Annotated in this window: 23 protein-coding genes; 1 reads left to right on the top strand and 22 read right to left on the bottom strand. The window is 33.3% G+C overall.

Translation table 11 applies throughout. The features are described from left to right. Positions 1-346: 346 nt before the first annotated feature. A complete protein-coding gene (locus I5515_RS13845) occupies positions 347-1,717 on the top strand; it encodes a phosphomannomutase CpsG (protein ID WP_199967861.1) in 1,371 nt (456 codons plus the stop codon). 27 nt (positions 1,718-1,744) lie between these two features. Here I5515_RS13845 and I5515_RS13840 read toward each other — a convergent pair whose 3' ends face one another. The 22 genes from I5515_RS13840 to tviB form a co-directional block, all read right to left on the bottom strand. Continuing rightward, positions 1,745-3,586 (bottom strand): LTA synthase family protein, encoded by a 1,842-nt coding sequence (locus I5515_RS13840; RefSeq protein WP_227562723.1) that lies wholly within the window; start codon positions 3,584-3,586, stop codon positions 1,745-1,747. A gap of 140 nt (positions 3,587-3,726) precedes the next feature. Further along, positions 3,727-4,746 carry a UDP-glucose 4-epimerase GalE gene (gene galE, locus I5515_RS13835; protein ID WP_199967859.1) on the bottom strand — a complete coding sequence of 340 codons (1,020 nt, stop codon included), beginning with the start codon at positions 4,744-4,746 and terminating at the stop codon, positions 3,727-3,729. Next, positions 4,739-6,409: a glucose-6-phosphate isomerase gene (gene pgi / locus I5515_RS13830; protein ID WP_199967857.1), complete on the bottom strand. Its 1,671-nt coding sequence runs from the start codon at positions 6,407-6,409 to the stop codon at positions 4,739-4,741. Before pgi ends, galE begins: the two co-directional genes overlap by 8 nt. Then, positions 6,406-7,668 carry a nucleotide sugar dehydrogenase gene (locus I5515_RS13825; RefSeq protein ID WP_199967855.1) on the bottom strand — a complete coding sequence of 421 codons (1,263 nt, stop codon included), beginning with the start codon at positions 7,666-7,668 and terminating at the stop codon, positions 6,406-6,408. Before I5515_RS13825 ends, pgi begins: the two co-directional genes overlap by 4 nt. A 116-nt stretch (positions 7,669-7,784) precedes the next feature. Next, on the bottom strand, positions 7,785-8,660 hold the full coding sequence (gene galU, locus I5515_RS13820) for a UTP--glucose-1-phosphate uridylyltransferase GalU (protein ID WP_199967854.1): 876 nt from the start codon (positions 8,658-8,660) through the stop codon (positions 7,785-7,787). Positions 8,661-8,683: 23 nt separating this feature from the next. Then, positions 8,684-9,298: a sugar transferase gene (locus I5515_RS13815; protein WP_199967852.1), complete on the bottom strand. Its 615-nt coding sequence runs from the start codon at positions 9,296-9,298 to the stop codon at positions 8,684-8,686. A gap of 262 nt (positions 9,299-9,560) precedes the next feature. After that, on the bottom strand, positions 9,561-10,592 hold the full coding sequence (locus tag I5515_RS13810; protein WP_199967850.1) for a lipopolysaccharide biosynthesis protein: 1,032 nt from the start codon (positions 10,590-10,592) through the stop codon (positions 9,561-9,563). Beyond that, entirely contained in the window at positions 10,593-11,729 is a 1,137-nt protein-coding gene (locus I5515_RS13805; RefSeq protein ID WP_199967848.1) for an NAD-dependent epimerase/dehydratase family protein, read from the bottom strand. Beyond that, the gene (locus I5515_RS13800; protein WP_199967846.1) at positions 11,722-12,318 is read right to left on the bottom strand and encodes an acetyltransferase; all 597 of its coding nucleotides are present in this window, start codon (positions 12,316-12,318) and stop codon (positions 11,722-11,724) included. Before I5515_RS13800 ends, I5515_RS13805 begins: the two co-directional genes overlap by 8 nt. After that, positions 12,315-13,106 carry a glycosyltransferase family 2 protein gene (locus I5515_RS13795; RefSeq protein WP_199967845.1) on the bottom strand — a complete coding sequence of 264 codons (792 nt, stop codon included), beginning with the start codon at positions 13,104-13,106 and terminating at the stop codon, positions 12,315-12,317. Before I5515_RS13795 ends, I5515_RS13800 begins: the two co-directional genes overlap by 4 nt. Continuing rightward, a complete protein-coding gene (locus I5515_RS13790; protein ID WP_227562722.1) occupies positions 13,103-14,083 on the bottom strand; it encodes an EpsG family protein in 981 nt (326 codons plus the stop codon). The genes I5515_RS13795 and I5515_RS13790 overlap by 4 nt, the downstream gene beginning before the upstream one ends. 86 nt (positions 14,084-14,169) lie before the next feature. Then, entirely contained in the window at positions 14,170-15,321 is a 1,152-nt protein-coding gene (locus I5515_RS13785; protein ID WP_199967843.1) for a glycosyltransferase, read from the bottom strand. A gap of 111 nt (positions 15,322-15,432) precedes the next feature. Continuing rightward, positions 15,433-16,902 (bottom strand): lipopolysaccharide biosynthesis protein, encoded by a 1,470-nt coding sequence (locus I5515_RS13780; protein ID WP_199967842.1) that lies wholly within the window; start codon positions 16,900-16,902, stop codon positions 15,433-15,435. Positions 16,903-17,016: 114 nt separating this feature from the next. Beyond that, positions 17,017-17,517: a hypothetical protein gene (locus I5515_RS13775; RefSeq protein WP_199967837.1), complete on the bottom strand. Its 501-nt coding sequence runs from the start codon at positions 17,515-17,517 to the stop codon at positions 17,017-17,019. A 15-nt stretch (positions 17,518-17,532) separates the two neighbouring features. Beyond that, a complete protein-coding gene (locus tag I5515_RS13770; RefSeq protein WP_199967835.1) occupies positions 17,533-18,597 on the bottom strand; it encodes a DegT/DnrJ/EryC1/StrS family aminotransferase in 1,065 nt (354 codons plus the stop codon). Beyond that, positions 18,597-19,685: a DegT/DnrJ/EryC1/StrS family aminotransferase gene (locus tag I5515_RS13765; protein WP_199967833.1), complete on the bottom strand. Its 1,089-nt coding sequence runs from the start codon at positions 19,683-19,685 to the stop codon at positions 18,597-18,599. The genes I5515_RS13770 and I5515_RS13765 overlap by 1 nt, the downstream gene beginning before the upstream one ends. Before the next feature lie 4 nt (positions 19,686-19,689). After that, positions 19,690-20,712: a polysaccharide biosynthesis protein gene (locus I5515_RS13760; RefSeq protein ID WP_199968038.1), complete on the bottom strand. Its 1,023-nt coding sequence runs from the start codon at positions 20,710-20,712 to the stop codon at positions 19,690-19,692. A gap of 156 nt (positions 20,713-20,868) precedes the next feature. After that, positions 20,869-21,423 (bottom strand): dTDP-4-dehydrorhamnose 3,5-epimerase, encoded by a 555-nt coding sequence (gene rfbC, locus I5515_RS13755; RefSeq protein WP_199967831.1) that lies wholly within the window; start codon positions 21,421-21,423, stop codon positions 20,869-20,871. Positions 21,424-21,479: 56 nt separating this feature from the next. Then, complete coding sequence (gene rfbA / locus I5515_RS13750; protein WP_199967829.1) at positions 21,480-22,373, bottom strand: glucose-1-phosphate thymidylyltransferase RfbA; 894 nt, start codon at positions 22,371-22,373, stop codon at positions 21,480-21,482. Further along, entirely contained in the window at positions 22,373-23,278 is a 906-nt protein-coding gene (gene rfbD, locus I5515_RS13745) for a dTDP-4-dehydrorhamnose reductase (RefSeq protein ID WP_199967827.1), read from the bottom strand. The genes rfbA and rfbD overlap by 1 nt, the downstream gene beginning before the upstream one ends. 16 nt (positions 23,279-23,294) lie before the next feature. Then, complete coding sequence (gene rfbB / locus I5515_RS13740) at positions 23,295-24,371, bottom strand: dTDP-glucose 4,6-dehydratase (protein ID WP_199967826.1); 1,077 nt, start codon at positions 24,369-24,371, stop codon at positions 23,295-23,297. A gap of 22 nt (positions 24,372-24,393) precedes the next feature. After that, positions 24,394-25,671, bottom strand: a complete 1,278-nt coding sequence (tviB, locus tag I5515_RS13735; protein ID WP_199967825.1) for a Vi polysaccharide biosynthesis UDP-N-acetylglucosamine C-6 dehydrogenase TviB — start codon at positions 25,669-25,671, stop codon at positions 24,394-24,396. Positions 25,672-25,743: the final 72 nt, after the last annotated feature.

Genomic DNA, 25,743 nt, shown 5'->3' with positions numbered 1-25,743 from the left:
TACCTTAAATTTTTAAACATTTAACACAATTGGTATGACCAATTAAAATTAAAGTGCAAATGTCATTCCTCAAAACACAGGATGCATCATAAACACACAATATAACAAGATCAACTATTAAATAAACACCAAAATTGGTATTACCAATTACACTAAGCAAAATCAAGCCATTCCGAACTAATGGATTGATTGATTAGACTAAAGTCGTAAAAAACTTTTCTTATAAATTTAAACTTGGTCTACAGAAATTAAGTGAAAAATTTGAATATAAAAACTATAAACATACCTGTTTCATGATCTATGTATAATGTGCGCACAACTCAAACCACATGTATTGAATTGAATAATGACTACTCTAACGTGTTTTAAAGCTTATGATATCCGAGGCAAACTCGGCACCGAATTGAATGAAGAAATCGCCTATAAAATTGGCCGCGCTTACGGACAAATCTATAAACCAAAGACAGTAGTTGTCGGTTGTGATATTCGTCTAAGCAGCGAGGCTTTAAAACAAGCGACCATCCGCGGCTTAAATGATGCCGGTATCAATGTGCTTGATTTAGGCATGACTGGTACTGAAGAAGTCTACTTCGCCGCTTTCCATTTAGATGTACAAGGTGGTATTGAAGTTACTGCTAGTCATAACCCAATGGACTATAACGGTATGAAATTGGTTCGAGAAAATGCTCGTCCAATTAGTGCAGATACGGGTTTAAAAGAAATTCAAGCCTTAACAGAAACCAATATCTTTGAAGAAGTTAGCCAAAAAGGTACAACTCAAAGTTATAACATTTTGCCTGAGTTCGTTGATCACTTAATTACCTATATTGAACCGAAAAAAATCCGTCCATTAAAGTTAGTGGTAAACGCGGGTAATGGTGCAGCTGGGCATGTGATTGATGCCATTGAAGAAAAATTTAAAGCGCTTAACGTACCAGTTGAATTTATTAAAATTCACCATGAAGCAGATGGTACTTTCCCAAATGGGATTCCTAACCCAATTTTAATTGAAAACCGTAACAGTACCCAAAATGCTGTACTTGAGCATAAAGCAGATATGGGAATTGCATGGGACGGCGACTTTGACCGCTGTTTCTTGTTCGATGAAAAGGGTCAGTTCATTGAAGGCTACTATATTGTTGGTCTATTGGCTCAAGCTTTCTTGATTAAACAATCAGGCGAGAAAATTGTTCATGACCCACGTTTAGTGTGGAATACATTTGATATCGTCGATGAATACAAAGGCATTGCCGTACAATCAAAATCTGGTCATGCCTTTATTAAAGATGTCATGCGCGAACAAAATGCCGTATATGGCGGCGAAATGAGTGCCCATCACTATTTCCGTGACTTTGCTTACTGCGACAGCGGTATGATTCCTTGGTTACTCACCGTTGCCCTCCTCTCTGAAACTGGACAATCTCTATCAACTCTAGTCGAGAATATGATTACCAAGTTTCCTTGCAGCGGCGAAATCAACTTTAAGGTAGCGGATACACAGATCACTATTCAAAAGATTTTCGATTTCTATGCCGATCAAAAGCCTGAAATTGACCGTACCGATGGTGTAAGCCTCGACTTTGGTGCATGGCGTTTTAATGTACGTGCTTCAAATACTGAGCCTTTACTACGCCTCAATATTGAAAGCCGTGCAGACCGCCAAGCTCAGCCAATGCAGCATTATGTAGATGAATTAACTGGATTAATTCAGTCTTAATAACTTCTATACACCAGAGATGGAAAATTATTTTTCCATCTCTTCTTGGGTATTTTGCATAATTTTATAAGTATGATTATGCCCATCCAATACATCCTTATTTAGATTTTCATAACCTTTTAACAGCGCTTTCTTATCAAAATTACATGTTTGATTTTCATTGATAAATTTTTGATGAATAGCACTATAACAACTCGATACATCATCAACAAATTGATAGTAATCTGACAACGGCAGCCCTGCTAGCTTTAATAGTTTTGGAGCAACAAAACTTGCAGCAATATACGGTTGCTTTAAAGGCTTCTTATCTAATTTATAATTGCTCCACACTACAAATGGCGTCTGGTAGTTTTTTAGATTTTTCCGCTCAGGATCATCTTTAAAAAATCCATAACTATCGTAGACCTCTTGTAAATTAGGTAAATGATCGCCAAAAGCCACTAAAATTGTTGGTCGATCTACTGTCTTTAAATATGCAGCAAGCTCTTGCAATTTTTGGTTAGCACGCGCAGTTCCAGCGGTATACGTACTTAACTTTTGCTTTTCAGTTTCAGACAGTTCTTTATTCAATTTATAATTTTGCTTACCAAATCGATCATCGTTATACATCGGATGATTTTCAACAGTAATCGCATAAATAAACTTTGGCTGTTGATCACTCTCTTCTAAAGTATACTTAATCGAATCAAAAATAAGATCATCTGTAGCCCATCCCCCTAAGTTAAATACGTTAGTCCGATCTTTTTGAGCAATCATATTTTCAAGCGATATAAATTTATCAAACCCTAGGTCTGGATATACCTTATTACGATTATAATAATATCCATAGTTATTATGCATTGCTACTGTCTGATAACCAATTGAATTTAAATAATAAGGAAGAGCATAAATTGGCTTTTTCAGCTTAGAGACATATAACAATTCATTTGGGAAAAAAGTCGTATTCATACTTGTCAGGACTTCAAATTCTACGTTAGCAGTCCCCCCACCAAAAGAAGGTGACAATAAATTAGAGACCTGATTTTGATGAACAAAGGACAATAAATCTTTCGAAAGACCATCATCTAATTTATGAGAATCCCAGAAAGACTCTTCCATAATGACAACAATATTCGGATATTCCTTCTCATTCTCTGCTAAAGGTTGAACAAAATGATGTTGCTGCAAAATTTGCATGATGTCTTGTTCAGACACTTTACGGTTAGGTAACAATACACTCGTTACATTATCAAGTACTTTAGAAACGTAAAAAGTCACAAAACCATAATCCTGAATCTTTCGGTAGTCACCAATCCAGTCGTTTCTAGTATTTGGAAACTCCTGCAAGCTGGCACAAATCATAGGTTTGTTTTCAGAGAAACAAGCTCCAGCAGGATTTTTAATAAAGTTTAAATAAATTAAGCCGCTACCAAGTAACCCAAAAATAATAATATTGGGAACATAGGTATGAAAAGTCGCTTTACTTTCTTTACGTACAGCAATTAAAAGCACAATAAGGAAGAAAATAATAAGAGTAAAAAAGATAATTTGTAAATGCCAAGGCGTTGCCTTCATTGCCTCGGGAAGTAAAAAAATATCTTCGGGGCTTAAATTACTAAAGAGATATTGCTGCTTCTTTTTATTAATAAAATTTAAAAATATAACGAATAATTGGCTTAAAAAGAGTGCAGTATATTTACGGCCTAAGACAATAAAAAATAGCTGAATTACGGCATAGTTAAAGAGAATTGAAAAAATAGCTTTTTCTGAAATCAAATAGGTATAAAACTTATGCCATGTCAGGTTCATATCCCATGCAACATATACGCCTACACAGGTGGATAAAAAGGCAATAAAAATAAATAACAGTTGTTGACGCAGAAAAACCATGACGACAAAAAGAGGCTAACAGGAGATTGTAGCGAATACTAGCATGAAAGTATTCACTACAACTGTAGCCTCTTTTTTAGAAAAGAGCTTTATCTCAATTCAATAAAGATAGATAACTGATATTTAGAAAAATTAAATAATCAATTTTTATATCCGGTCGGATTTTGTTTTTGCCAATTCCAACTATCTTTTAACATATCTTCTAAGCCGTATTGTGGTTTCCAACCCAGCTCAGCAACAGCACGAGCATTATCTGCAAAAGAAGTTGCAACATCTCCTGCTCGGCGTGGTGCAAATTCGAAAGCAACAGCTATTCCATTGACCTGTTCAAAGGTGTTTTTAACCTGTAAAACAGAAGAACCATTGCCCGTTCCAATGTTCCATGCACGGCAACCATTCGCTTTTAAGCGATTATTTAGAGCGCATAAATGTGCATTCGCTAAATCAACAACATGGATATAATCACGTACGCCTGTGCCATCTACTGTGTCATAGTCATTGCCATAAATAGAAAGTTTTTCACGGCGGCCCACAGCAACCTGTGTAACGTAAGGCATTAAATTATTTGGAATACCTTGTGGATCTTCACCAATACGACCACTTTTATGTGCACCTACTGGATTAAAATAACGAAGTAAAGCAATCGACCATTTAGAATTTGAAACAGATAGTTTTTGTAATAATTGCTCAACGATTAATTTAGTGTAACCGTAATTATTACTAGGCATACCTGTAGGCATTTCTTCATTTAGTGGAGAAGTATTCGCTTCATCATATACTGTCGCAGATGAGCTAAACACGAGTGTATAAACACCTGCTTTCTCCATTGACTTAACCAGTTGAATGCTGCCTGCAATATTATTATCGAAATAAATAAGCGGTTTTTCTTGGCTTTCACCAACTGCTTTTAAACCTGCGAAATGAATAACCGCGTCGATTGTATGATTTAGAAATACACGATCAAGCTCATCTGTATTTCTAATATCACCCTCTACAAAAGTTAAACTTTTTTGGGTGATTTCTTGGACCCTCTTTAAAGGTTCTTCTGAACTATTTGAAAGATTATCAAAAACAATAACTTCATGACCTGCTTGTAAAAGCTCTACACAAGTATGTGAACCAATATAGCCAGCACCACCAGTAACTAAAATTTTAGCCATCGACTTTTTCTAATAACATTTGAATTAAACCGCGCGTTGAAGAATCGAGTGCTGAAAGATCATTTTGAACACCATTCAAAATTGGGAGTAATTGATCAGCAATTTGTTTACCCTTTTCAACACCCCATTGATCGAATGGGTTAATGTTCCAAATTACAGATTGTACAAATACTTTATGCTCATATAAAGCAATCAACATTCCTAAACTATAAGGATTAAGTTCCTTTAAAAGTAACGTTGAGCTTGGTTGGTTCCCTTCATATTGCTTATAGATAGGTAAATTTCCTAACTCTTTTGCATCTAAGGCTTCGTTACCAAAAGCCAATAACCGTGATTGCGCTAAACAGTTTGAAAGTGCAAGATGATGTTGTTCAATCAATGCCTCAGCATTTTCTACATAAGTGAAATGGTCAGCATTATAACGTTGTACAGGTGCGATAAAATCACAGCTTACAGCTTGTGTCCCCTGATGTAAGAGTTGATAAAATGCATGCTGGGCATTGGGTCCAACTTCACCCCATACGATCGGACAAGTATCTAATTCAACTTTCTGTCCATCACGTTGCACTGATTTACCATTAGACTCCATCTCAAGCTGTTGTAAATAGGCAGCAAAATATTTTAGACGCCCATCATAAGGTAATACAGCATGGGTCTGAATATTTAAAAAATTATTATTCCAGATTCCCAACAATGCCATGAGTACAGGAATGTTCTGCTCAAAACTTGTATTTTGAAAATGCTCATCGATAGCGTGAGCTCCAGCTAAAAGCTGCTGGAAACCATCAACACCAACTAGCAATGCGATAGGTAAACCAATACACGACCAAAGTGAATAACGTCCACCCACCCAATCCCAAAGCAGTAACTGATTTGCAGGAGCAATCCCCCACTCTGACATTTTGTCAGCTTTTGTAGAAACACCAATAAAATGGCTTTTTACCACCCTTTCATGTTTACCTAACGCTTTTTCAAGCCACTGCCGAACAGTTTGTGCATTCGATAAAGTATCAATCGTACCAAATGACTTAGAAGAAATAATAAATAAAGTCGTTTCTGGTCGTAGTTGATGAAGCAATTCCGATAACTGACTACCATCCATGGTCGATACAAAATGGACATTGAGGGGTTTGGCGGTTTTTACTTTAAAATCCGATAATGCATGAGTCACCATTTGGGGGCCTAAATCAGATCCGCCCACACCAATATTCACGACATCCTGAATGACTTCACCTGTGGCACCACGATATTGCCCAGCATGGATTTTTTCAACCAACGTGTACATGCGCTGTAGTTGGCTATGAACCTGTTTAGTTAATTCCGGAAATTTAGAATATTCTGATGGTAAACGTAAAGCCCAATGCATTGCTGCACGCTGCTCTGTACAATTGATTTTGTCTTTAGAAAATAACCGTTCAATCCAGGGAGTCAATTGTTTGGTCTTTGCTAAAGCCACCAACTGCTCTAAAACATTCTTAGTCACACGGTGCTTACTATAATCAAAAACCAATTGATCGAACTTTACAGAATATTGCTGAAAACGGTCCGACTCTGATACAAACAATTCTTTTATATGTAAATTTGAATTTTTCTCAACTAAAGAATGAAGCTGGGCAATAGGTGAAACTAGCTCTTTGGGAAACTTTTCGATAGATTTACTCATAATCGACCTACTCCTTCATAAGCAAAACCTTTAGATTTCACATATGCTGGATCATAAATATTACGTCCATCCAAAATAAGAGGATGCTGCATTAATTGTTGTAACTGTTTAAAGTCAGGACTCCAATATTGCTTCCATGCCGTAACTAGACATAAAGCATGTGATCCTTGTGCTGCTTCATATTGATCAGTGCATAAAACTAGGTCTTCACGACTACCATATAAAGCTACAATTTCATCAAGAGCTTGTGGATCATGTAAACGCACCTTTACACCTTGAGCCCATAACGCAGCCAATAAAATATGAATAGGTGAGTTATGTGTACTTGGAGTATTCTCTTTAAATGAAGCTCCCCAAATTGCGACGGTTTTTCCACTCAAATTACAATGATAATAGTTCCATAATTTACGGAATAAAATTTCTTTTTGTTGTTCATTAATTGCCCAAACTTGTTCTAAAAGCCGACTTTTCACACCTGTTTCAGAAACCGTACTGGAAAGTGTTAAAATATCATGCGAAAAGTTTTCACCGCCAAACCCAACGCCTGCCGATAAATAAGCTGCTCCAATACGTGTATCTGCAGCAATGCCATGCTTTACATTGGCTATATCAATACCCAACTTTTCAGCAACTAGGGCAAGGTCATTCATATAACTAATTCTAGTCGCCAACATGCCCGAAATACTGAGCTTGGTAAACTCGGCATCTAGAATCGGCATGAATAAATATTGATAGCTAAAACGGAAGAATGGACGCAATAACTCTTGCATCGTGTCTTGAGCATAGCTCGATTCAACACCAACAATGACATGTTTTACATTGAGTACACTATTAATCGCATTACCTTCTTGAATGACATCAGGAAAATAGACCCATTCGTCTTTTGGCAAATATTGCTTTAACTGATCAGTCCCATGTAAACCAAAAGTAGAACCATTTATCATGAGTCTAGGGTGAACGATAGGACGTTGACTCAACTTTTCAACTGTATTTAAAGCAAACTGAATTTGTGTAGGACTAAAACAAAATAAATAAACTTCAATATCTAAAGGAATTTGAGAAAACGGAGTCTCTGTTAAAAAACCTGCTTTTCTTTGTTTATTTAAATAATTATTAACTTCTTGGTCTTGATATGAAAGTACAGATATATTTTCTTCACAGGTGACACTTGTACACCAATAGATCTGATTACCATATTCAGCTAATAACGCTGCCATTACACCAGCGTGCAAGGTGGTTCCAAATACCGCGATTTTCATTGTACACCTGATTTTTAATATTCTATGGAATTCTCTTCCCATTACAGGAAGAGAATATATTGAACAGCTTACATATTCATTAATTTTTACAAATACTTAAGATGATCTACAAAAATTTATAATTTAAGTTCTTGAATTAACTTTTTAAAATCATTTCCCAATTTAGGATGCTCAATACCATAATGTAGAACAGCTTTTAGATAACCAAGTTTACTACCACAATCAAAGGTTTGCCCTTGCATACGATAGGCCTCAACTACATCAGTTTGTTGCAGCATCGCAATCGCATCGGTTAATTGAATTTCATTACCTGCACCTTTTGGTGTATTTTCAAGCAACTGCATAATTTTTGCAGGTAAAACATAACGACCAACAACAGATAAATTCGATGGTGCAGAACCTACAGCAGGTTTTTCGACAATCCCCTGCATGGCAATGCTTTCACCTTCATTTGGGCTTTGGGCAACATCAACAATACCATATTGATCCACCAAATGATCAGGTACTGCTTCAACCATAATTTGTGATGCTTTAGATGAATTAAAACGCTGAATCATACGAGCAAGATCATTTTCAGCACTATTTTCTTTTACCAATACATCTGGTAATAACACAGCAAAATCATCTTGCCCTACTACACTTTTCGCGCATAAAACAGCATGCCCTAAACCTAAAGGTTGAGGTTGTCTTACACTTACAACACTCACATGAGAAGGAACAATTTGCGTGATTTCTGCAAGCAAATCGAATTTGTTTTTTTGGTTTAATATAGTTTCTAGTTCAAAGTTTCGATCAAAATAATTTTCGATTGAAGACTTAGAAGAATGAGTTACCAAAATAATTTGTTCAATTCCTGCTTCTACCGCCTCACGCACCACATACTCAATAGCAGGACGGTCAACAACAGTAACCATTTCCTTAGGAATAGACTTACTTGCGGGTAAAAAACGTGTACCTAAACCGGCCACTGGTAGAACTGCTTTTTTAATCATGCGGCTTACTTTATAAATAACAATTAATACTGTACTTCATCTTTCTTTGGAGAACCAGAAAAACGACTTGCCCCCACTAACTGATCTGGTGCATTGATACCTTCTTTTTTAAGTATTACCAAAACAGTTTTAAACATAATTTTAAAATCTAACCAAATATTATGTTTCTCTACGTATTCTACATCCAACTCGAACTTCTCTTCCCAACTTAAATTATTTCGTCCATTTATTTGAGCAAGACCCGTCATTCCCGGTCTTACTTCATGTCGTCGCATTTGTCTTGAAGTATAATGTTGCATAAAATCAGTAAGCTGAGGACGAGGCCCCACAATACTCATATCACCTTTTAATACATTAAAAAGCTGGGGCATTTCGTCTAATGTTGTAGAACGAAGCTTGTGACCGAAAGGAGTAATTCTTTCTTCATCAGGTAACAGATTCCCATCTTGATCAATCGCATCCTTCATTGAACGAAACTTAATCATTTTAAAAATTTTACCATTTTTCCCTGGACGCTCTTGAAGGAAAAAAACTGGTGCGCCCAAATTTTTGCTTACCTTATAAGCAATTAAAATGAAAATTGGTGATAAAATAATTAAAGCTATCAAAGATATAAGGATATCTATTAGTCGTTTCATTGTTTGCTCTTATTTCTACTGTAAAGTACACGGAAGCTTAAAAGTTATCCACGAAGTATAGTGAAAGTAGATACGCATGCATTCTATCAGGTTTTCTAAATAGTTCTTTATACCTCAACAAAAAACTTATGTTTTTTTACAATTACCAACCTACTTAAGCTTTGCAGAAAAACAACACGATTACTAATATAAGCAAAAAATTATACAAACCCTTTTGTAACAGGGGATTATTACTTAGACTAAATGTCCGAATTCGCAATATTTAATAACTCTTCCAATCATTATTTTCTTCTCCAAAGAATATATCTTCTATCCATCCATCAATTGAACACTTATCATATAATTCTGATGTCAGTGGTTTATATTTCTTTAAGAAGAAATCTTTTTCAAGAACAAGTTCATCACGTGAGATTAGAAAAATATTGTCAGAATTATAAAAAGGATATTCTTTTATATTCGTGTTAGTTGTAATTAATTTTTTCCCTGCACCAATCGCTTCAAATGTCCGCATCGTTAATCCAGACTGACCAGGATGGCTGATATCTAAGATAACATTTGATTTTTTATAAAATTCAATAATTTGATCTAAACTTAAGCCTTGAAAGCTTAGTTTACTAAAATCAAAATCAAAAAATGTTTTATCAAAAAATTTCTTGTAAAAATATACTAATCTACCTTGCATATAATAATAACTATAGGTCTTTAAACCATTTCCTTTACACCAATCACTTACCTTATTACTAATAATGTAACGATCAGAGTGAGCAGTACCTAAAAATAAAACATCAATCTCTTTTTTAGAATCATGGTTATATATTTCTCTATATTTATCTGTAAAATATAAAGGTCTAAAACCAATATTATACTTTTCTGAATCTTTTTTATCAAAAGTAAATCGCTTATGAAAATAATTTAAAATTTTAAGACCATGGCTATGATTATGGAAACTATCCCAAGTATAAAATATACGAATAGATTGGGGTTGAAGTTCTATAAACTTCTCAAGAAAAAAAGACGGTACAACTTCTCCACGATTAACTAATAAATAATCAAATTTTTCATTTCTAATTTTTTTTAAAATATTATTATAATATTTATTGATTTTTCGCTGTAATAAGTCTCTTTTCAATCGAATTAAGCCCTTAACAAAATTATTGTTTTTTGGCCTTTCATCAAAATAGCTTACTTGAGCACCATGTTTTTCTAGTTGCTGAACAATCCCTTTTTCTAAGTCAAAAGCTTGTACACACAAAAATAATACTTTTTTACCTTCAAGGTGCTCAAGTTTTTTCATTTACTTATATAACCCTTTTTCTTTCATTTCATTGATAGATTGCTGATACCGGTCTTCTTGAATTTCTTGAGTATTCACCCATTTCGTAAATTCTGTTATGCCTTCTTCAAATGAAACTTTAGGTTCAAAGCCTAAATATTTCTTAATTTTTGATAGATCAGCATAATTATGACGAATATCTCCTAAGCGATAATTTCCTGAAATAGTAATAGGCACATCTATAGTGTAATTCTTAACAAGTTGATCAGCAACAGTTAAAACACTTGTTGCGATACCCGTTCCAACATTAAATACTTGATTATTTGCCTCTTCCTTTTCTAAGCCTAAAATTGTTGCTTCAACCACATCATCAATATAAACAAAGTCTCGGCTTTCTTTACCATCTTCAAAAATATTAATTTTATTTCCATTTTTAATTTGTGTAGAGAATATGGATAAAATACCTGTATATGGGTTCTTAAGTGATTGGCCAGGTCCATATACATTTTGATATCGAAATGCTACGCCAGCGATACCCATACTTGAACACACAGTTAATACCATTTGCTCCTGATTTTGTTTAGTGATTCCATATACTGAAGATGGGTGAATTTTCGACTCTTCATCTGTAGCAACTAGTCTTAATTCAGATGAACCATCATATTTTACTTCAAAATCTTTCTGATCCATATAGTCAGCAGTTCTTTGAGTAGGATAAACAACACCTAGTTCTTTACTGATGTACTTTCCTTCGCCATATATTGAACGAGAAGATGCTACAATTACTTTTTTAACTGGATAAGAGTTATTTACTAATAAATCCAACATCAAAGCAGTACCGTTAATATTTACATCAACATATTTCTGCACTTCGTACATAGACTGCCCAGTACCAGTTTCTGCAGCCAAATGAATAATAGCATCTTGATCTTTTAATGCTAATTCCCAATCAGATTTTTTAGTTACTGTTCCTAAGATAAATTTTACTTTATCTTTAATGCTTAGAAATAGTGGTGATGTCTCTTGAGGATTGTCACCATGAATTTGGGGAGATAAATTATCTAATATAGTAACATTATAACCTTTTGAAATAAGCTTTAATGCTAGATTGGAGCCAATAAAGCCCGCTCCGCCAGTTATTAATACATTTTTAAACATATTTTTCCCATTTCTGAGTATCAAAATTATAAAATTTAATAGGTTTCGCTGGTGATCCAACAGCTATGACATAAGAAGGTAAACTTTTACTTACCACAGAATTTGCACCTACAATAGTTCCTTCCCCAATAGCTACACCAGGTAAAACCGATACAAACTCACCAAGCCAAACGTTGTCTTGAATTTTAACTGATTTTACAGATAAAGGGCGATCTGTAGGGACTACTCTTGGATCACTATCATCGCTATTACCAATATAACTGCCATGTGAACAATCTGATATATAAATTTTACTAGCCATCAGCACATTATTGCCTATTTCAACTGAATGAGCTGCAGTAATATGGACATAATCATTTATTTGTACATTTTTACCAAATTTTAATAACTTATCATTTGTTGGCTTAATTGGAAAACATTCTATTCTACACCCAACACCAGTTGTAAGATTTACACCAAAATCTATATTTTTTTTATTCCGGATATCAATTGGGAAACGCACCAATCTCACTTTAGAAAAGAAAATCTTTGTTTTTAAAAAAAAATAGAAAATCTTGAAGGTACCTATTAATCCATAAGTCGAAATCATTTTTTGAATCCCACGATAAGAACTCGACGAATATATTTTAATTGCTCAACTGTTCGCGCTAATATATATTGACTTAAAGTAATTAAATTATTTTTATATGCAAATTTAAGATTTTTATTGAACCCTTTATGCATCTCTTTTAAGTTCGCACTTAAACCACTCACACCGAACCCAGATTTCCCATCACCATAATTAAGCACCTTAAAGTTACCAAAATAACAATTAAAAATATTAGCTACGCGTATAAAATAATTACCTTCTTCAGCATATTTTTGATCTTCATCAAAAAAACCTATCTTTATTAATACATCTTTTTTCATAATTACAGTAGAAGGCTGAAAATAGTTTTTATAAATAAGTTGCTCAAGATTAATTTTTAAAAGACTATCCTCAGGTAACTTATTTAGATACAAACCATCAAAAGCGCAGCCTAGAAAATCTATATCTGGATACTGTTTAATTAAATTAATTTGCTTTTCAATTTTATTACTAAACCACTCATCATCAGAATCAAGAAAAGCAATAAAATCACCTGTAGCAATACGTAATCCAGCATTTCTAGCTTTAGAAACACCACCATTATTCTGATCTAATAAAACAATATTAAATTTATTATTAATACTTTTTGGGATATAATTTTCAACAATAGATCGACTATTATCTGATGATCCATCATTAACAACCAAAACTTCATATTCACATTTATAACTCTGATTTTTTACTGAGTTTAATGCTCTTAATATCGTTTTTGAAGAATTATACATCGGTATTACTACTGAAATTTTCATAGTGTATACGGCCTTTGCTCTTCCCAGAAAAATTTATAAGGTAAATATGGTGACATATCCCCATCAACTGTGACATATATATTTTTTATAAATAAAATTATACCTATCAGACTTAACAGTATAAGAACATAAACGAACTTTCTGATATGATTAATATTTATAGCATCTATACTATGCTTCAAATACAGGATCATACAAAACATAAATACACCTTGGAACCTCAAACCAGCGTAAGTAAATTTTGCCATAATAAAAGAAAGAATTTCTAACAATAAAATTATATGGATTAATTTTGAAGAAAAATTATTTTTATTAAAATATAAAAATGCTGTATATAGAACTAAAACAATTAAAAGGGGTGCTAAACCAGAAAGTAAACTAGGAGAAAAAATTTCACTATATGCATCAGTTTTCCCTGAAATTCTATCAGTAAAAAGGCTAAATAAAGTTGGTGAAGTTAAATAAGCTAATACCAACAATGAAATAAAAATAAAAATATATCTCTTTTTTACTAAAGTTCCAACAAAAGGAAGTATTACTAAAGCTGCAGAATATTGCATACTAATAGCAATTACTGCCCACATTGTGGCAGAGCGATATTTCTTTAGATAAAGTTTATCGACAGCGATTGCAGCCAAGCTGAAACTTAAACCATATCGAATACCATTCATTGTAAAATCAAAAAAGTATAAAGGAAAAACTAATAACATTAGGACTAACATTTGGCGTTTAGATGCAGAAAATGACTTACATAAGAGCAAGGTCGTTATTAAACCAATTGATGCTAGCGCTATACGTGGTGACAAACCTAAATATATTAAAATCTTTCCTAAAAATTCAAAACCCGGCTCATATTTTGCAGCACTTTCACCATAATACATATAATCATCTAATAAAGCTAAATAATAATATGTATCTGTACCAACATTTCCCCTAAGGGCAAACACTAATACAGCAGGCATTAACAATACAAACATATACCATAATTTTATAGATTTCAGATTACTAAAATATAACAATAGTGAAAAAACTAAAATATACAAATAAGGAAATATATAATATATCATCTTTTACAGTCTTTTCTATATTGTTCGATAACTTCGGTTATATTCAATACACCCTCTACCTTAACTGATTTTTCCTTACCAATTAGTCCTTTCAAGGTACGAATACATTTATTTATTAAAATATAAATAGTAGCTAGAGTAAAAGAGAAAAATTTATTAAAAACCCCAACATGATGTTTAAATAATAATTCTTTATGCTTTTCTTTCATAATAGAAGAAATATACTTTCGATTATGAATCCATGCTTGAGCCATTAATCTATGCATATTAAACTTTTGAAGTAACTCCTCTTCATTAAGTTCTTCTAGAGCTTTAAGTCCAGACTCTGCCCAAATAGTATTTACAGAATAATATAGTGGTATTCTATCACTAAATACATAATTCGGCCGATTTTTTAAATGGGGAATTCCCTCAAGACTTCCAGAATGAAGTCCTTTAAAGTTGTCAGCTGTAGTACTTTGAGTACAGACACCAGCAATAGATAAAGGCTCATCAATTATAAAATGATTATTTGCAACACAAGAAATAGCTATTGAAGAATATAAATCTGGACTTAAACCACCATAATAATGACCAACTCTATTTTTTATCTCTTCCATTAAACTTCTTTTCACCAGCCCATGATAGGTTTTAGGCAATGGATATAAAAGATAAAGTTGCAGTCCATTTTCCAATAGAGCATTGAGGTGTTTTCTAAAATTAATTTTTGTAATTTTCCCAGTCGAAGGAGGAGTAATCATTACTCCATTTGGATACTCTTCTAAGACATTGGGCCAATAATATATTAAATTTTCATGTGAACAAACTGAGTCTATGTTGTTGTCTTTTGCCCACTGAGCTACTTCTACAACTTTAGGTAAAATAGAATCATCATCTCCAATCAACATAACATAATCACCACTCGTCAACTCGAGTGCACGATTAAAGTTATCAATAGAAGATACATTATCTTTACCATCATAAAAATATTTTACAAATGGGCTATTTAAATCTTCTACAAACTCTTGAATTTCACTAGTTGCACTATTATCTGCAATAGCAATTTCGATCTGGGAGTTATTATAAGCTAATATAGACTTTATTGCTTCTATACAATATTTTTGGCGATTTTTAGTTGCAATTGCTATACTTACTAAGGGCTTTTCCATTTTACACTCAATATCAAAAATTAATAAACCAAGGATTTAATATTGGATCCTATTTTAAAACAATCATGTAGCTAATATATGCATCTAAATAAACCTATCTATCTCTCAAAACTATTTAAAGAATAATTTATTCTTTAATATGATAAATCTATAGATAAATAAATTTAAAGTAAAACTCAAAAATCCAATAATTATTGATTTAAAAATAAATAAATAATTACTGATAATTGATTTGAAAGAAAATTCAACTATAGCAATCACAAACAATGTTACAATTATAGGGGTACATACATCCCATAATAGCCAATTATACACTTGTTTAGGTAAAAATTTGTTGACAATAAACATTCCAACAATAAAAAAAGTAGTTATGTTTATAAAAATCCATGGAAATGTTACACCTAGCATTCCATATTTTTGAATTGAAAAAATCATCAAAGGAATAGTAATAATTATCCCAATAATTCCTGAGTACAAATTTATACGTGTAAAACCATTAGCTAAAGCTAAGTAAAATGGAGTTAGCTGTAAGCATAAAAACAAACCACCAACAAGTAACATTTTAACAACATAGTTTATTTGTAATGCAATTTCTGGGCGTCCAGTCCATAGCGTAATGATCGAAATAGAGTATAAAGCAATACTAAATGCTAGTGGAGCTGCAATACTGGATGTTAAAAAAGAATATTTATGAAAATTATTTGTTACTTCTGTATTATTTTGTTGGGATACAAATTGAGATAATAAAGGGAAAACTGCAACAATAATGGGCATGACTACCATAGTAGGTAATTGAGCTAACGTACTAGCTATTGAATAATAGCCAAAGTCTTTCATTGAAAAATATTTACTAGTAACTAATTTATCAATTTGTATGTTAATTGCTGAAATAAATGCAATCCCCATCATTCCTAACGCATATTTCCCCGTAGATTTAACCAAATCTATTGAAAATATAGATTCTTTATTTGGCAGGAATAAATATAAAGATTTTCTAAGAACATATAAAAGAACTATGTTACATATTACTTGCCACCAAAAATATATATCTAATTTTGGATAGAAATAAATTGGAATTAAGACAACACCTGATCTAAATAAACTCCAAATAATTCTAATTTTATTAGTTAATACTTGCTGTTGTAGTCCATTTAAACCACCTTCATATAAAGTAGAAAATAATTGAATAGCAATTCCGACCCCTATTAACTTAATAAAATATGCAACGGAACTTGGAGTATATGTTGCCGAATGTAAAAAGTTATTTGCTATAAAGTTTGATGAAATTACAATAATGGAAGCAACTAAAATGCATATAAAGATATAAATTCTTTCAAAGGTATATACAAGATTAGATTTTTCTTGAATACTTATATCCCTAGCCAACTCTCTTGTTAATGTGGCTGTTAATCCTGCATCAGCAAATATAAGTAGACCCAATATTACTGTGTAAAAATTTATAATTGCATAAGATTCAACACCAAGTATATCAATATAAAATCGCACAAAAATAAATATGGAGGCAAAACCCCATAATTTACCCAAATAATTTGCGATAATATTTTTAGTTACCTTGTTCACTTCATAAAAACCTTTTAATCAACCTAAAAATTGCCTAAATAAAAATTAAAAGATTTCAATCTAGTGCACTGGTTTTGGATGCTCTTATAAATAAATAGTTTAAGATACTTATTGCTAGAAGAGGATTCCATCATACTCGATCAAAATTTTATTATCATAATTTACGTTGTATATCATAACCTCTAGTTTATCACCATTTATCTTATATTCTTCTGATGCTAGATCTTTCCAACCTAAGGAACGATAGAACTTTAATAATGGCTCTTTGCAAAATAACAATCCAACTTTATTTAATCGAATTATAGTCTCATTCACCTCTTTCATTAATTCAAAGCCAAAACCCTTTCCCTTTTCAATTGCACATACATTACCAATTCCAAAACCTTTTACTGCTATTTCCTCTACAAATAAATCAATATCAATTAAATTTAAATAAGCTACATTTCGCCCATCTAAAGATAGCAGTACATGAATATCTAAGTCCTTTATATTTTTCTTTATCCATTGTAATTGTTCATCATAACTATAATGCCATTGCGCAGATTTAATTCTTACAACTTCATTTAATTCATTTTCAGTTATTTCTTTGTGTGCTATCAACTTAATTTGATACATATTGGTAACCTATCTTTAAATTTTCTCTACCCACCAACCGCATGGTAAAGCTAAAAATTTACTCATAAATTCATTTACTCCATTTAAAGTTTCAAAATTATTAAAAACAGAATAAATATTATTATTGATATGAACACCTGTCGCATACCAATTCTCTTTACGAAAATTTTCCAATGCTTTTTCTTTATTCTCACATAAAACACCAAAAACCCAATAATTTGGCTTTGTACCAGACACTAAGCTTAGAGGTTTTATCGCTGACATTTCTTGAATTTTATTATTCCAATTTACAGCATTACTTCTCTGTTTATTCAACAAATTAGGCAAATTATCCATTTGTTTTAAACCAATATATGAATTAATTTCACTAAGCGTTGCGCCATATCCTTCTAATGAGATATCACAATTTGGATTAATTTCCCCCATAGAGGTTCTAAAGTTTTTCCGATCTATGCCATAATCGCGCATAAGAATAGCTTTCTCATATAACTCTTTAGATGAAAAACTTATTGCAGCACCATCTACCGTATTTGGCAATCGAACTGTTTGAAAAGAGAATACCGTTAGATCAGCGCCTAAATTTCCTGTTTTTTGAGCATTATGTTCTGTTCCAAAGGCTTCAATACAATCATCCACAACCCAAAGACCATGCTCTTTAGCTAGTTGATTTATTGCTATTACATCACCTAAATAACCACAGAAGTGATTATGGAATATCGCTTTGGTTTTTGAAGTGATTCTTTTTTTAACATCTTCAACACAAAGTGCCCCAGTGTTTGGATCAACATCGGCCCAAATCACGTTTAATCCTTTAATCACAAAAGGCTGATTCGAAGCCAAACAACTTACAGGGGAAGCAATTACTTCGTCCCCTGGATTTAAATTTAATATAGATAGAGCCAACAACATAGCTTGATTATAAGAGTTCACCGAGATTACATATGGGTTCCCTATAAACTTGGCTAATTCTGATTCAAATAATTTTCCATATTTTCCATATGCTAATTGACCAGAATATAGAATATTCTCTAATTCTGGTAAGATATCACTGGGCATATAGGGTTTAAAAATGGGAATCATTACCAACCTTTCCGAATCAATTCAATCATCTTATCGCAGTCATCTTTAGTGACCCACCATCCGCATGGAATATGCACCATCTTTTCATAAAACCGATCTAAATTTGGCAATTCTGTAGGATTGTCATTTAAATATTCATGTAAATCATTACGTTTATGAAGTTCAGAAGCAGCAATGCCATTCGCTTCCATCATTTTAATAAAGTTAGCTCTATTCTCAACCTTTAATGTGTATAACCAGTAAGATGGTTCTGAGTTATCATAATATTTAATTAACTCTACACCCGGTATATCTTTTAAATTTTGGTCAAGGTATTTACCATTCTCTATATACTTATCAACAATTTTATCGATTCCTTCCAATTGTAAAAGGCCAACGCAAGCATTCACATTGTTCATATGATACTTATAGCCTTGTTCTGTTATATTATTATCTAATCTTGTTTTCTTTTTATCTAACCCGAACCATCTTATAATTTTACCTCGCTCATAAAGAGCATCATCTTGAATCTGTAAAGCACCACCATCTATTGTTGTTAGATGTTTTATCGCTTGAAAAGAAAAAACAGTAAACGGAAAATGATTTCCTGTTTTTTTCCCATTAAATTTAGCACCTATTGCATGCGCAGCATCTTCAATGACTGGAATACCATACTTTTCAGAAATTTCCTGAATTCTCTTTACGTCAACAGGAATACCTGCATAGTCGACAACAATAATTGCCTTCGTTTTAGCATTGATTGCTTTCTCAATCGAGTCAGGTGATATATTACCAGTCTCATAATCGACATCAGCCCAACGAACTTTTGCCCCGACCATCTTAATTGCAACATTAGTCGGTTCAGCAGTCAATGCCGTACTAATTACTTCATCATCTTGCCCAACCCCAGCCAATATCAATGCGATATGTAATGCTGCAGTTCCTGAGTTTAATGACAGTGTATTTCCACTTCCAATATATTCTTCGAATTTTCTTTCAAAATTTTCAACAATCTCACCTTGGGCAATATAACCGCTATACAAAACTTCCTCTAAGCGAGGTATTAATAGCTCTCTTTCAGGCAAACTGGTTTTTATAAGTGGTAACATTTTATTATCCTTGATGTGATTTTAATTCATCTTGAACATACTCTAACGTGAGCAATAATTCTTTTAATTCCTCAACATTTAATCTATGCGTATTGTGTGAATTATATTCCTCATCTAATAAAGCAGGTGCATTCTCTTGCACATATTTACTGTAGTTTAGATCTCGAAAATCAGCAGGAATTCTATAAAAGTCTCCTAAATCATCTGCTTTCGCCATTTCTTCTTTTGAACAAAGAGTTTCAAATAGCTTCTCACCATGACGTTCGCCAATAATTTTGATCTCATTATCTGCGTTAAAGAGTTCTTTAAGTGCTTGAGCTAAAACCTCAATCGTTGCACCTGGTGATTTTTGTACTAAAATATCACCAGGATTACCTTGACTAAAAGCGAACAAAACTAGTTCGACAGAGTCTTGTAATGACATCATAAAACGAGTCATTTTAGGATTAGTAATAGTTAAAGGTAAGCCTTCTTTAATTTGTTTAATAAATAACGGGATAATTGATCCACGTGAACACATTACATTGCCATAACGTGTGGCTGTATAGACTGCATCTATATTTTTAACTCTAGTATCTCTGGCCTTCGAAACTGCTAGTTTCTCCATTAACGCCTTCGACATACCCATTGTATTAATTGGATAAACAGCTTTATCTGTACTTAAAACCACAACTCGTTGGACATTGTTTCTTGCTGCTGCTTCCAATACATTTTCTGCACCCAGAATATTCGTTTGAACAGCCTGCATTGGATAAAATTCACATGAAGGAACCTGCTTTAATGCAGCTGCATGAAAGACAAAATCTACCCCCATCATTGCTTGATTTATATCATTAAAATTTCGTATATCACCAATTATAAAGTTTAGTTTTTCATTTTTATAAGCAATACGCATATCTTCTTGTTTTTTTTCATCACGACTAAAAATTCTTATTTCTTTAAGATCTGAGTTTAAAAAACCCTTAATCATAGCATTACCAAAAGAGCCTGTGCCGCCTGTAATTAAAAGCGTTTTACCCTTTAACATATCAGTACTTTTTGGGGCTTTTTTAATTTCCATCTTTTCCTCTGTTCTGTTTCAATACATAAACTATTCCCAAAAGCTTTCTATAATCAATTTAGGGAACTGCTTATTTTAATTAGATTTGATCTTTACACATTTACTTTACGTCTTAACTAGGGCTTAGTTATTCACAAAAAACTCAGCCTCAAGATCTTTTTCACTCACCGACACCTCCACTACCCCATCTAGAGGCCAAGTAATTTTAAGTGTCGGATCATTCCAAATAATTGCTCTTTCACTTTGCTTATTATAGTAATTGGTAGCTTTATACAAAAATTGTGTATTATCTTCTAAAGCTATGAACCCATGAGCAAAGCCTTCCGGTATCCAAAACTGTTTATGGTTTTCAGCTGAAAGTTCAACACCGACCCACTGACCATATGTTGGCGAATTTACACGAATATCAACAGCAACATCCCATGCACGTCCTTGCACAACTCGGACCAGCTTACCTTGAGCATATGGAGTCAACTGATAATGCAATCCTCGTAAAACACCTTTTTGAGATAAAGAATGATTGTCTTGAACAAATTGTGGAACTTCTAAATCTCTCTCTTTTAGTGCTTGTTCAAAAGCTTTTTGATTAAAACTTTCCATGAACCAGCCACGGTCATCACCAAAAACTTTAGGTTCTAAAATTAGAAGACCCTTAATCTTCGTTTCAATTACGTTCATTTTTTATCTCTATACTTTAAAATATTCACAATCATCTACAAACTCTTACAAAAACATCATTTTTCCAAGTGTTCATTATGTAATTTAAATAAATATTGACCATACCCCGTTTTCTTAAAGAAATTTGCACGTTTAAGAAGTTGTTGTTCATCAATCCAACCATTATTAAATGCTATCTCTTCTAAACAAGCTATTTTTAGACCTTGGCGATGCTCGACTGTTTGAACAAACTGACTCGCCTCAAGTAGTGAATCATGCGTACCTGTATCTAACCATGCAAATCCACGGCCCAACAACTCGACATTTAAATGTTGTTGTTGAAGATATACATTATTTACATCAGTAATTTCTAGCTCACCACGGTGTGAGGGCTTAATATTTTTCGCAATATCAACTACTTTATTATCATAAAAATAAAGACCCGTAACTGCATAATGTGACTTTGGATATTCTGGTTTTTCTTCAATACTTAAAGCTTTTCCATTTTCATCAAAATCAACAACTCCGAAACGCTCTGGATCATTTACATAATAACCAAATACCGTTGCACCAGTCGCTTTTTCAGTTGCGCGCTTTAACTGCGTTCCAAAACTTTGACCATAGAAAATATTGTCACCTAGAACTAAACAAACATTATCTTCACCTATAAATTCTTCACCCAAGATAAATGCTTGAGCTAAACCATCAGGAGATGGCTGGATTTTATATGAAAGCTTTAGACCAATTTCCTCACCAGTACCTAAAAGTTTTTCATAATTAGGTAAGTCTTCTGGAGTGGAAATAATTAAAATCTCATTGATTCCTGCCAACATCAAAACAGACAATGGATAATAAATCATTGGTTTATCATAAATTGGCAATAATTGTTTTGATGTACCCATCGTGATTGGGTATAAACGAGTTCCTGAACCACCGGCAAGAATAATACCTTTACGTTTTACTTGGCTCATCAAATAATTTCCTCTAAAACTTGTGCTACACCTAACTTCCAATTCGGTAAGTGTATTTTAAAATTTGCTTGTAGTTTATTTGTATTTAAACGTGAATTTAAAGGTCGTTTAGCTGGAGTGGGGTATGCTATTGTTTCAATTGGATTTACTTTTTGAATTACTAAAGGTTGACCTTTTTGTTTTGCTAATTCAAAAACAAATTGTGCATAGTCGAACCACGAGCATTCACCAGCAGCAGCTAAATGATAATGCCCTAATAAATCTTTTTGTTGCTGAGCACCCATTAATGAATAATACTTTAATGCTTGTGCTGTTACATCCGCAATAAGAGCAGCCCCTGTTGGCGCACCAATCTGGTCATGAATAATACTTAGCTCTTCACGATTTGAAGCTAATTTCAACATCGTTTTTATAAAGTTATTACCATGCGAACCATAAACCCAACATGTTCTAAAGTTAATAAAAGCACAACTACTTTGCTCAAGTGCAATTTCACCAAGCCGCTTCGTATTTCCATACAAATTTACTGGATCCGTTAAGTCACTCTCAGACCATGCTTTTGTTCCTTCACCATTGAAAACATAATCCGTTGAATAGTGAATGAGTAAAATATGATGAGTTTGACAAAGTTCAGCTAGATTTTTGACAGCGAGATGATTAATTAAATCAGCATTTTCTTTATCAGATTCAGCCTTATCAACCGCGGTATATGCAGCTGCATTTACAATTATATTTGGCTGAACTTTTTCAATAGTCTGTTTAATTTGATCAAAATTAGCCAAATCACCATTTAAACCATCTAAACTTGTAGAACGATCAAGTGCAATCACCTCACCAAGTGGTTGCAAAGCGCGTTGTAACTCCCAACCAACTTGTCCATTTTTTCCAAGCAATAATATTTTCATGGTTATCACTCAAAATTTAGGCTTTTTTAGCCGGATATTGTTGTTGTACCCAGTTTTTATATTCACCGCTTTGTACGTTTTCAACCCATTCTTGGTTATTTAAATACCATTCAACTGTTTTACGAAGACCTGTTTCAAAACTTTCTTCTGGCACCCAACCTAAATCTTCTTTAATTTTCGTCGCATCAATTGCATAACGCAAATCATGACCAGGGCGATCTTTGACATAAGTAATTAAATCAACGTAATGGGCCACGCCTTCAGGTTTATTTGGGGCAAGTTCTTCAAGTAACTCGCAAATTGATTTTACGACATCGATATTTTTTTGTTCATTATGGCCGCCAATATTATAAGTTTCCCCCAATTTAGCTTCAGTAACAACTTTATAAAGTGCACGCGCATGATCTTCAACATATAGCCAGTCACGAATTTGGTCACCTTTACCATAAATTGGTAAAGGTTTCCCTTTTAATGCATTTAATATTACTAAAGGAATTAATTTTTCTGGGAAATGATATGGTCCATAGTTATTAGAACAATTCGTAATTACTACTGGTAAACCATAAGTACGATTCCAAGCGCGTACTAAATGATCCGAACTCGCCTTACTTGCAGAATATGGAGAACTTGGTGCATAAGATGTTGTTTCATGGAATAAATCTTCAGTGCCTTCAAGATCTCCATATACTTCATCAGTTGAGATATGATGAAAACGAAATGCTATTTTTCTATTGTCACTCAAATTATTCCAATAATGACGTGCAGCTTCTAATAACTGATATGTACCAATAATATTGGTTTCGATAAATGTAGCAGACCCAGTGATTGAGCGATCTACATGTGACTCTGCTGCCAAATGCATCACTAAATCTGGTTGAAACTCTTTAAATAAAACATCTAAAGCCTTTCGATCACAAATATCAGTTTGAGAAAATTGATATCTTGAATTTTGGTCAACTTCTTTGAGCGACTCTAGATTTCCAGCATATGTCAATTTATCAACATTAAGAATATTATTATTTGTATTTTGGATAATATGACGAATAACAGCAGAACCAATAAAACCAGCTCCACCTGTAACTAAAATTTTCATAAAATTCCTATGTTAGTAATTTTTACAGTCGAATATCACTTTGTTCTTTATCTAAAACATATTTTAAATCATATAAAACATGTTTTTCTTTGCCTAATGCAATGAGTTCTGCGCTAGACATCAATTTAAACTGATCATGTGCAACCGCAATGACGATAGCATCATACTGACCTTGTTTTAACTCCATAATTGGCGCTAAACCATACTCTGCTTCAACCTCAGCACTATCAACCCAGGGATCATATATATCAAGATCTAAATCGTATTCTTTTAGTGCTTTTACCATATCTACAATTTTGGTATTTCGAATATCTGGGCAATTCTCTTTAAAACTTAGACCTAAAACTAAAATACGGGCACCGACAACCTGTATGCGCTGCTTCACCATTTCTTTAATTAGTTGGGTTGCCACGTATTCACCCATACGATCATTTAAACGACGAGCTGCTAAAATAATCTCAGGGTGTAAACCAATTGACTCTGCTTTATGCGTTAAGTAGTACGGATCAACACCAATACAATGACCACCAACCAAACCTGGTCTAAATTTTAAAAAATTCCACTTTGTACCCGCTGCTTTAAGCACATCTTCGGTATCAATACCCATTTTATTAAAAATAAGAGCTAACTCATTGATTAATGCAATATTGACATCTCTTTGTGTATTTTCGATGACTTTTGCAGCCTCAGCAACTTTTATAGTTGGTGCTTTATGTGTCCCTACCTCAATAATTAGGTTATAAACTAGATCCACATAATCAGCTACTTGAGGAGTAGATCCCGATGTGATTTTCAAAATATTGGTCACACGTCGCTGTTTATCACCAGGATTAATGCGCTCAGGGCTATACCCCACAAAAAAATCTTGATTAAACTTTAAACCTGAATGTTTTTCTAACTCAGGTATACACACTTCTTCTGTAGCACCAGGATAAACAGTTGACTCATAAACAACGATATCGCCTTTTTTTAACACTTTAGCAATGCTTTGAGATGCTTTTATAAGAGGAGTTAGATCCGGTTGCTTGAAATCGTCGATTGGTGTTGGCACTGTGACAATAAAGAAATTTGAATTTTGTAAATGTTCAATATGCGCCGTATACGAAAGCTGCTGCACCTGCATTAGCTCATCTGAAGTGACCTCTAAAGTATGGTCGTACCCACCTTGCAACTCTAATATTCGTTTTTGGTCTATATCAAATCCTATTGTAGGTTTATGTTTACCAAACTCAACCGCCAAAGGTAATCCAACATACCCTAAGCCGATAATTGCTATTTTTAGTTGTTCAAGTTGAAACATATATAAAACCTAACCATTTAATTGTAAATGGGCAAACATCATGGATACGACCTACTACGTTAATATAGCAGA

The organism is Acinetobacter calcoaceticus (genome assembly GCF_016508255.1).
GTDB classification, from domain to species: Bacteria; Pseudomonadota; Gammaproteobacteria; order Pseudomonadales; family Moraxellaceae; genus Acinetobacter; species Acinetobacter calcoaceticus_E.
This window is presented reverse-complemented; position numbering and strand designations above follow the sequence as displayed.

Coding starts and splice junctions, on each gene's coding strand:
- tviB (WP_199967825.1), bottom strand. CDS start 25,671: ATGTTTCAACTTGAACAACTAAAAATAGCAATTATCGGCTTAGGGTAT.
- I5515_RS13805 (WP_199967848.1), bottom strand. CDS start 11,729: ATGTTTAAAAATGTATTAATAACTGGCGGAGCGGGCTTTATTGGCTCC.
- I5515_RS13815 (WP_199967852.1), bottom strand. CDS start 9,298: ATGAAACGACTAATAGATATCCTTATATCTTTGATAGCTTTAATTATT.
- I5515_RS13800 (WP_199967846.1), bottom strand. CDS start 12,318: ATGATTTCGACTTATGGATTAATAGGTACCTTCAAGATTTTCTATTTT.
- I5515_RS13795 (WP_199967845.1), bottom strand. CDS start 13,106: ATGAAAATTTCAGTAGTAATACCGATGTATAATTCTTCAAAAACGATA.
- I5515_RS13825 (WP_199967855.1), bottom strand. CDS start 7,668: ATGAAAATCGCGGTATTTGGAACCACCTTGCACGCTGGTGTAATGGCA.
- I5515_RS13845 (WP_199967861.1), top strand. CDS start 347: ATGACTACTCTAACGTGTTTTAAAGCTTATGATATCCGAGGCAAACTC.
- rfbC (WP_199967831.1), bottom strand. CDS start 21,423: ATGAACGTAATTGAAACGAAGATTAAGGGTCTTCTAATTTTAGAACCT.
- rfbB (WP_199967826.1), bottom strand. CDS start 24,371: ATGAAAATTTTAGTTACAGGTGGAGCTGGTTTTATTGGTTCTGCTGTT.
- galE (WP_199967859.1), bottom strand. CDS start 4,746: ATGGCTAAAATTTTAGTTACTGGTGGTGCTGGCTATATTGGTTCACAT.
- I5515_RS13775 (WP_199967837.1), bottom strand. CDS start 17,517: ATGTATCAAATTAAGTTGATAGCACACAAAGAAATAACTGAAAATGAA.
- I5515_RS13760 (WP_199968038.1), bottom strand. CDS start 20,712: ATGTTAAAGGGTAAAACGCTTTTAATTACAGGCGGCACAGGCTCTTTT.
- galU (WP_199967854.1), bottom strand. CDS start 8,660: ATGATTAAAAAAGCAGTTCTACCAGTGGCCGGTTTAGGTACACGTTTT.
- I5515_RS13785 (WP_199967843.1), bottom strand. CDS start 15,321: ATGGAAAAGCCCTTAGTAAGTATAGCAATTGCAACTAAAAATCGCCAA.
- rfbD (WP_199967827.1), bottom strand. CDS start 23,278: ATGAAAATATTATTGCTTGGAAAAAATGGACAAGTTGGTTGGGAGTTA.
- I5515_RS13840 (WP_227562723.1), bottom strand. CDS start 3,586: ATGGTTTTTCTGCGTCAACAACTGTTATTTATTTTTATTGCCTTTTTA.
- rfbA (WP_199967829.1), bottom strand. CDS start 22,373: ATGAGCCAAGTAAAACGTAAAGGTATTATTCTTGCCGGTGGTTCAGGA.
- I5515_RS13770 (WP_199967835.1), bottom strand. CDS start 18,597: ATGATTCCCATTTTTAAACCCTATATGCCCAGTGATATCTTACCAGAA.
- I5515_RS13765 (WP_199967833.1), bottom strand. CDS start 19,685: ATGTTACCACTTATAAAAACCAGTTTGCCTGAAAGAGAGCTATTAATA.
- I5515_RS13790 (WP_227562722.1), bottom strand. CDS start 14,083: ATGTTTGTATTGTTAATGCCTGCTGTATTAGTGTTTGCCCTTAGGGGA.
- I5515_RS13810 (WP_199967850.1), bottom strand. CDS start 10,592: ATGAAAAAACTTGAGCACCTTGAAGGTAAAAAAGTATTATTTTTGTGT.
- pgi (WP_199967857.1), bottom strand. CDS start 6,409: ATGAGTAAATCTATCGAAAAGTTTCCCAAAGAGCTAGTTTCACCTATT.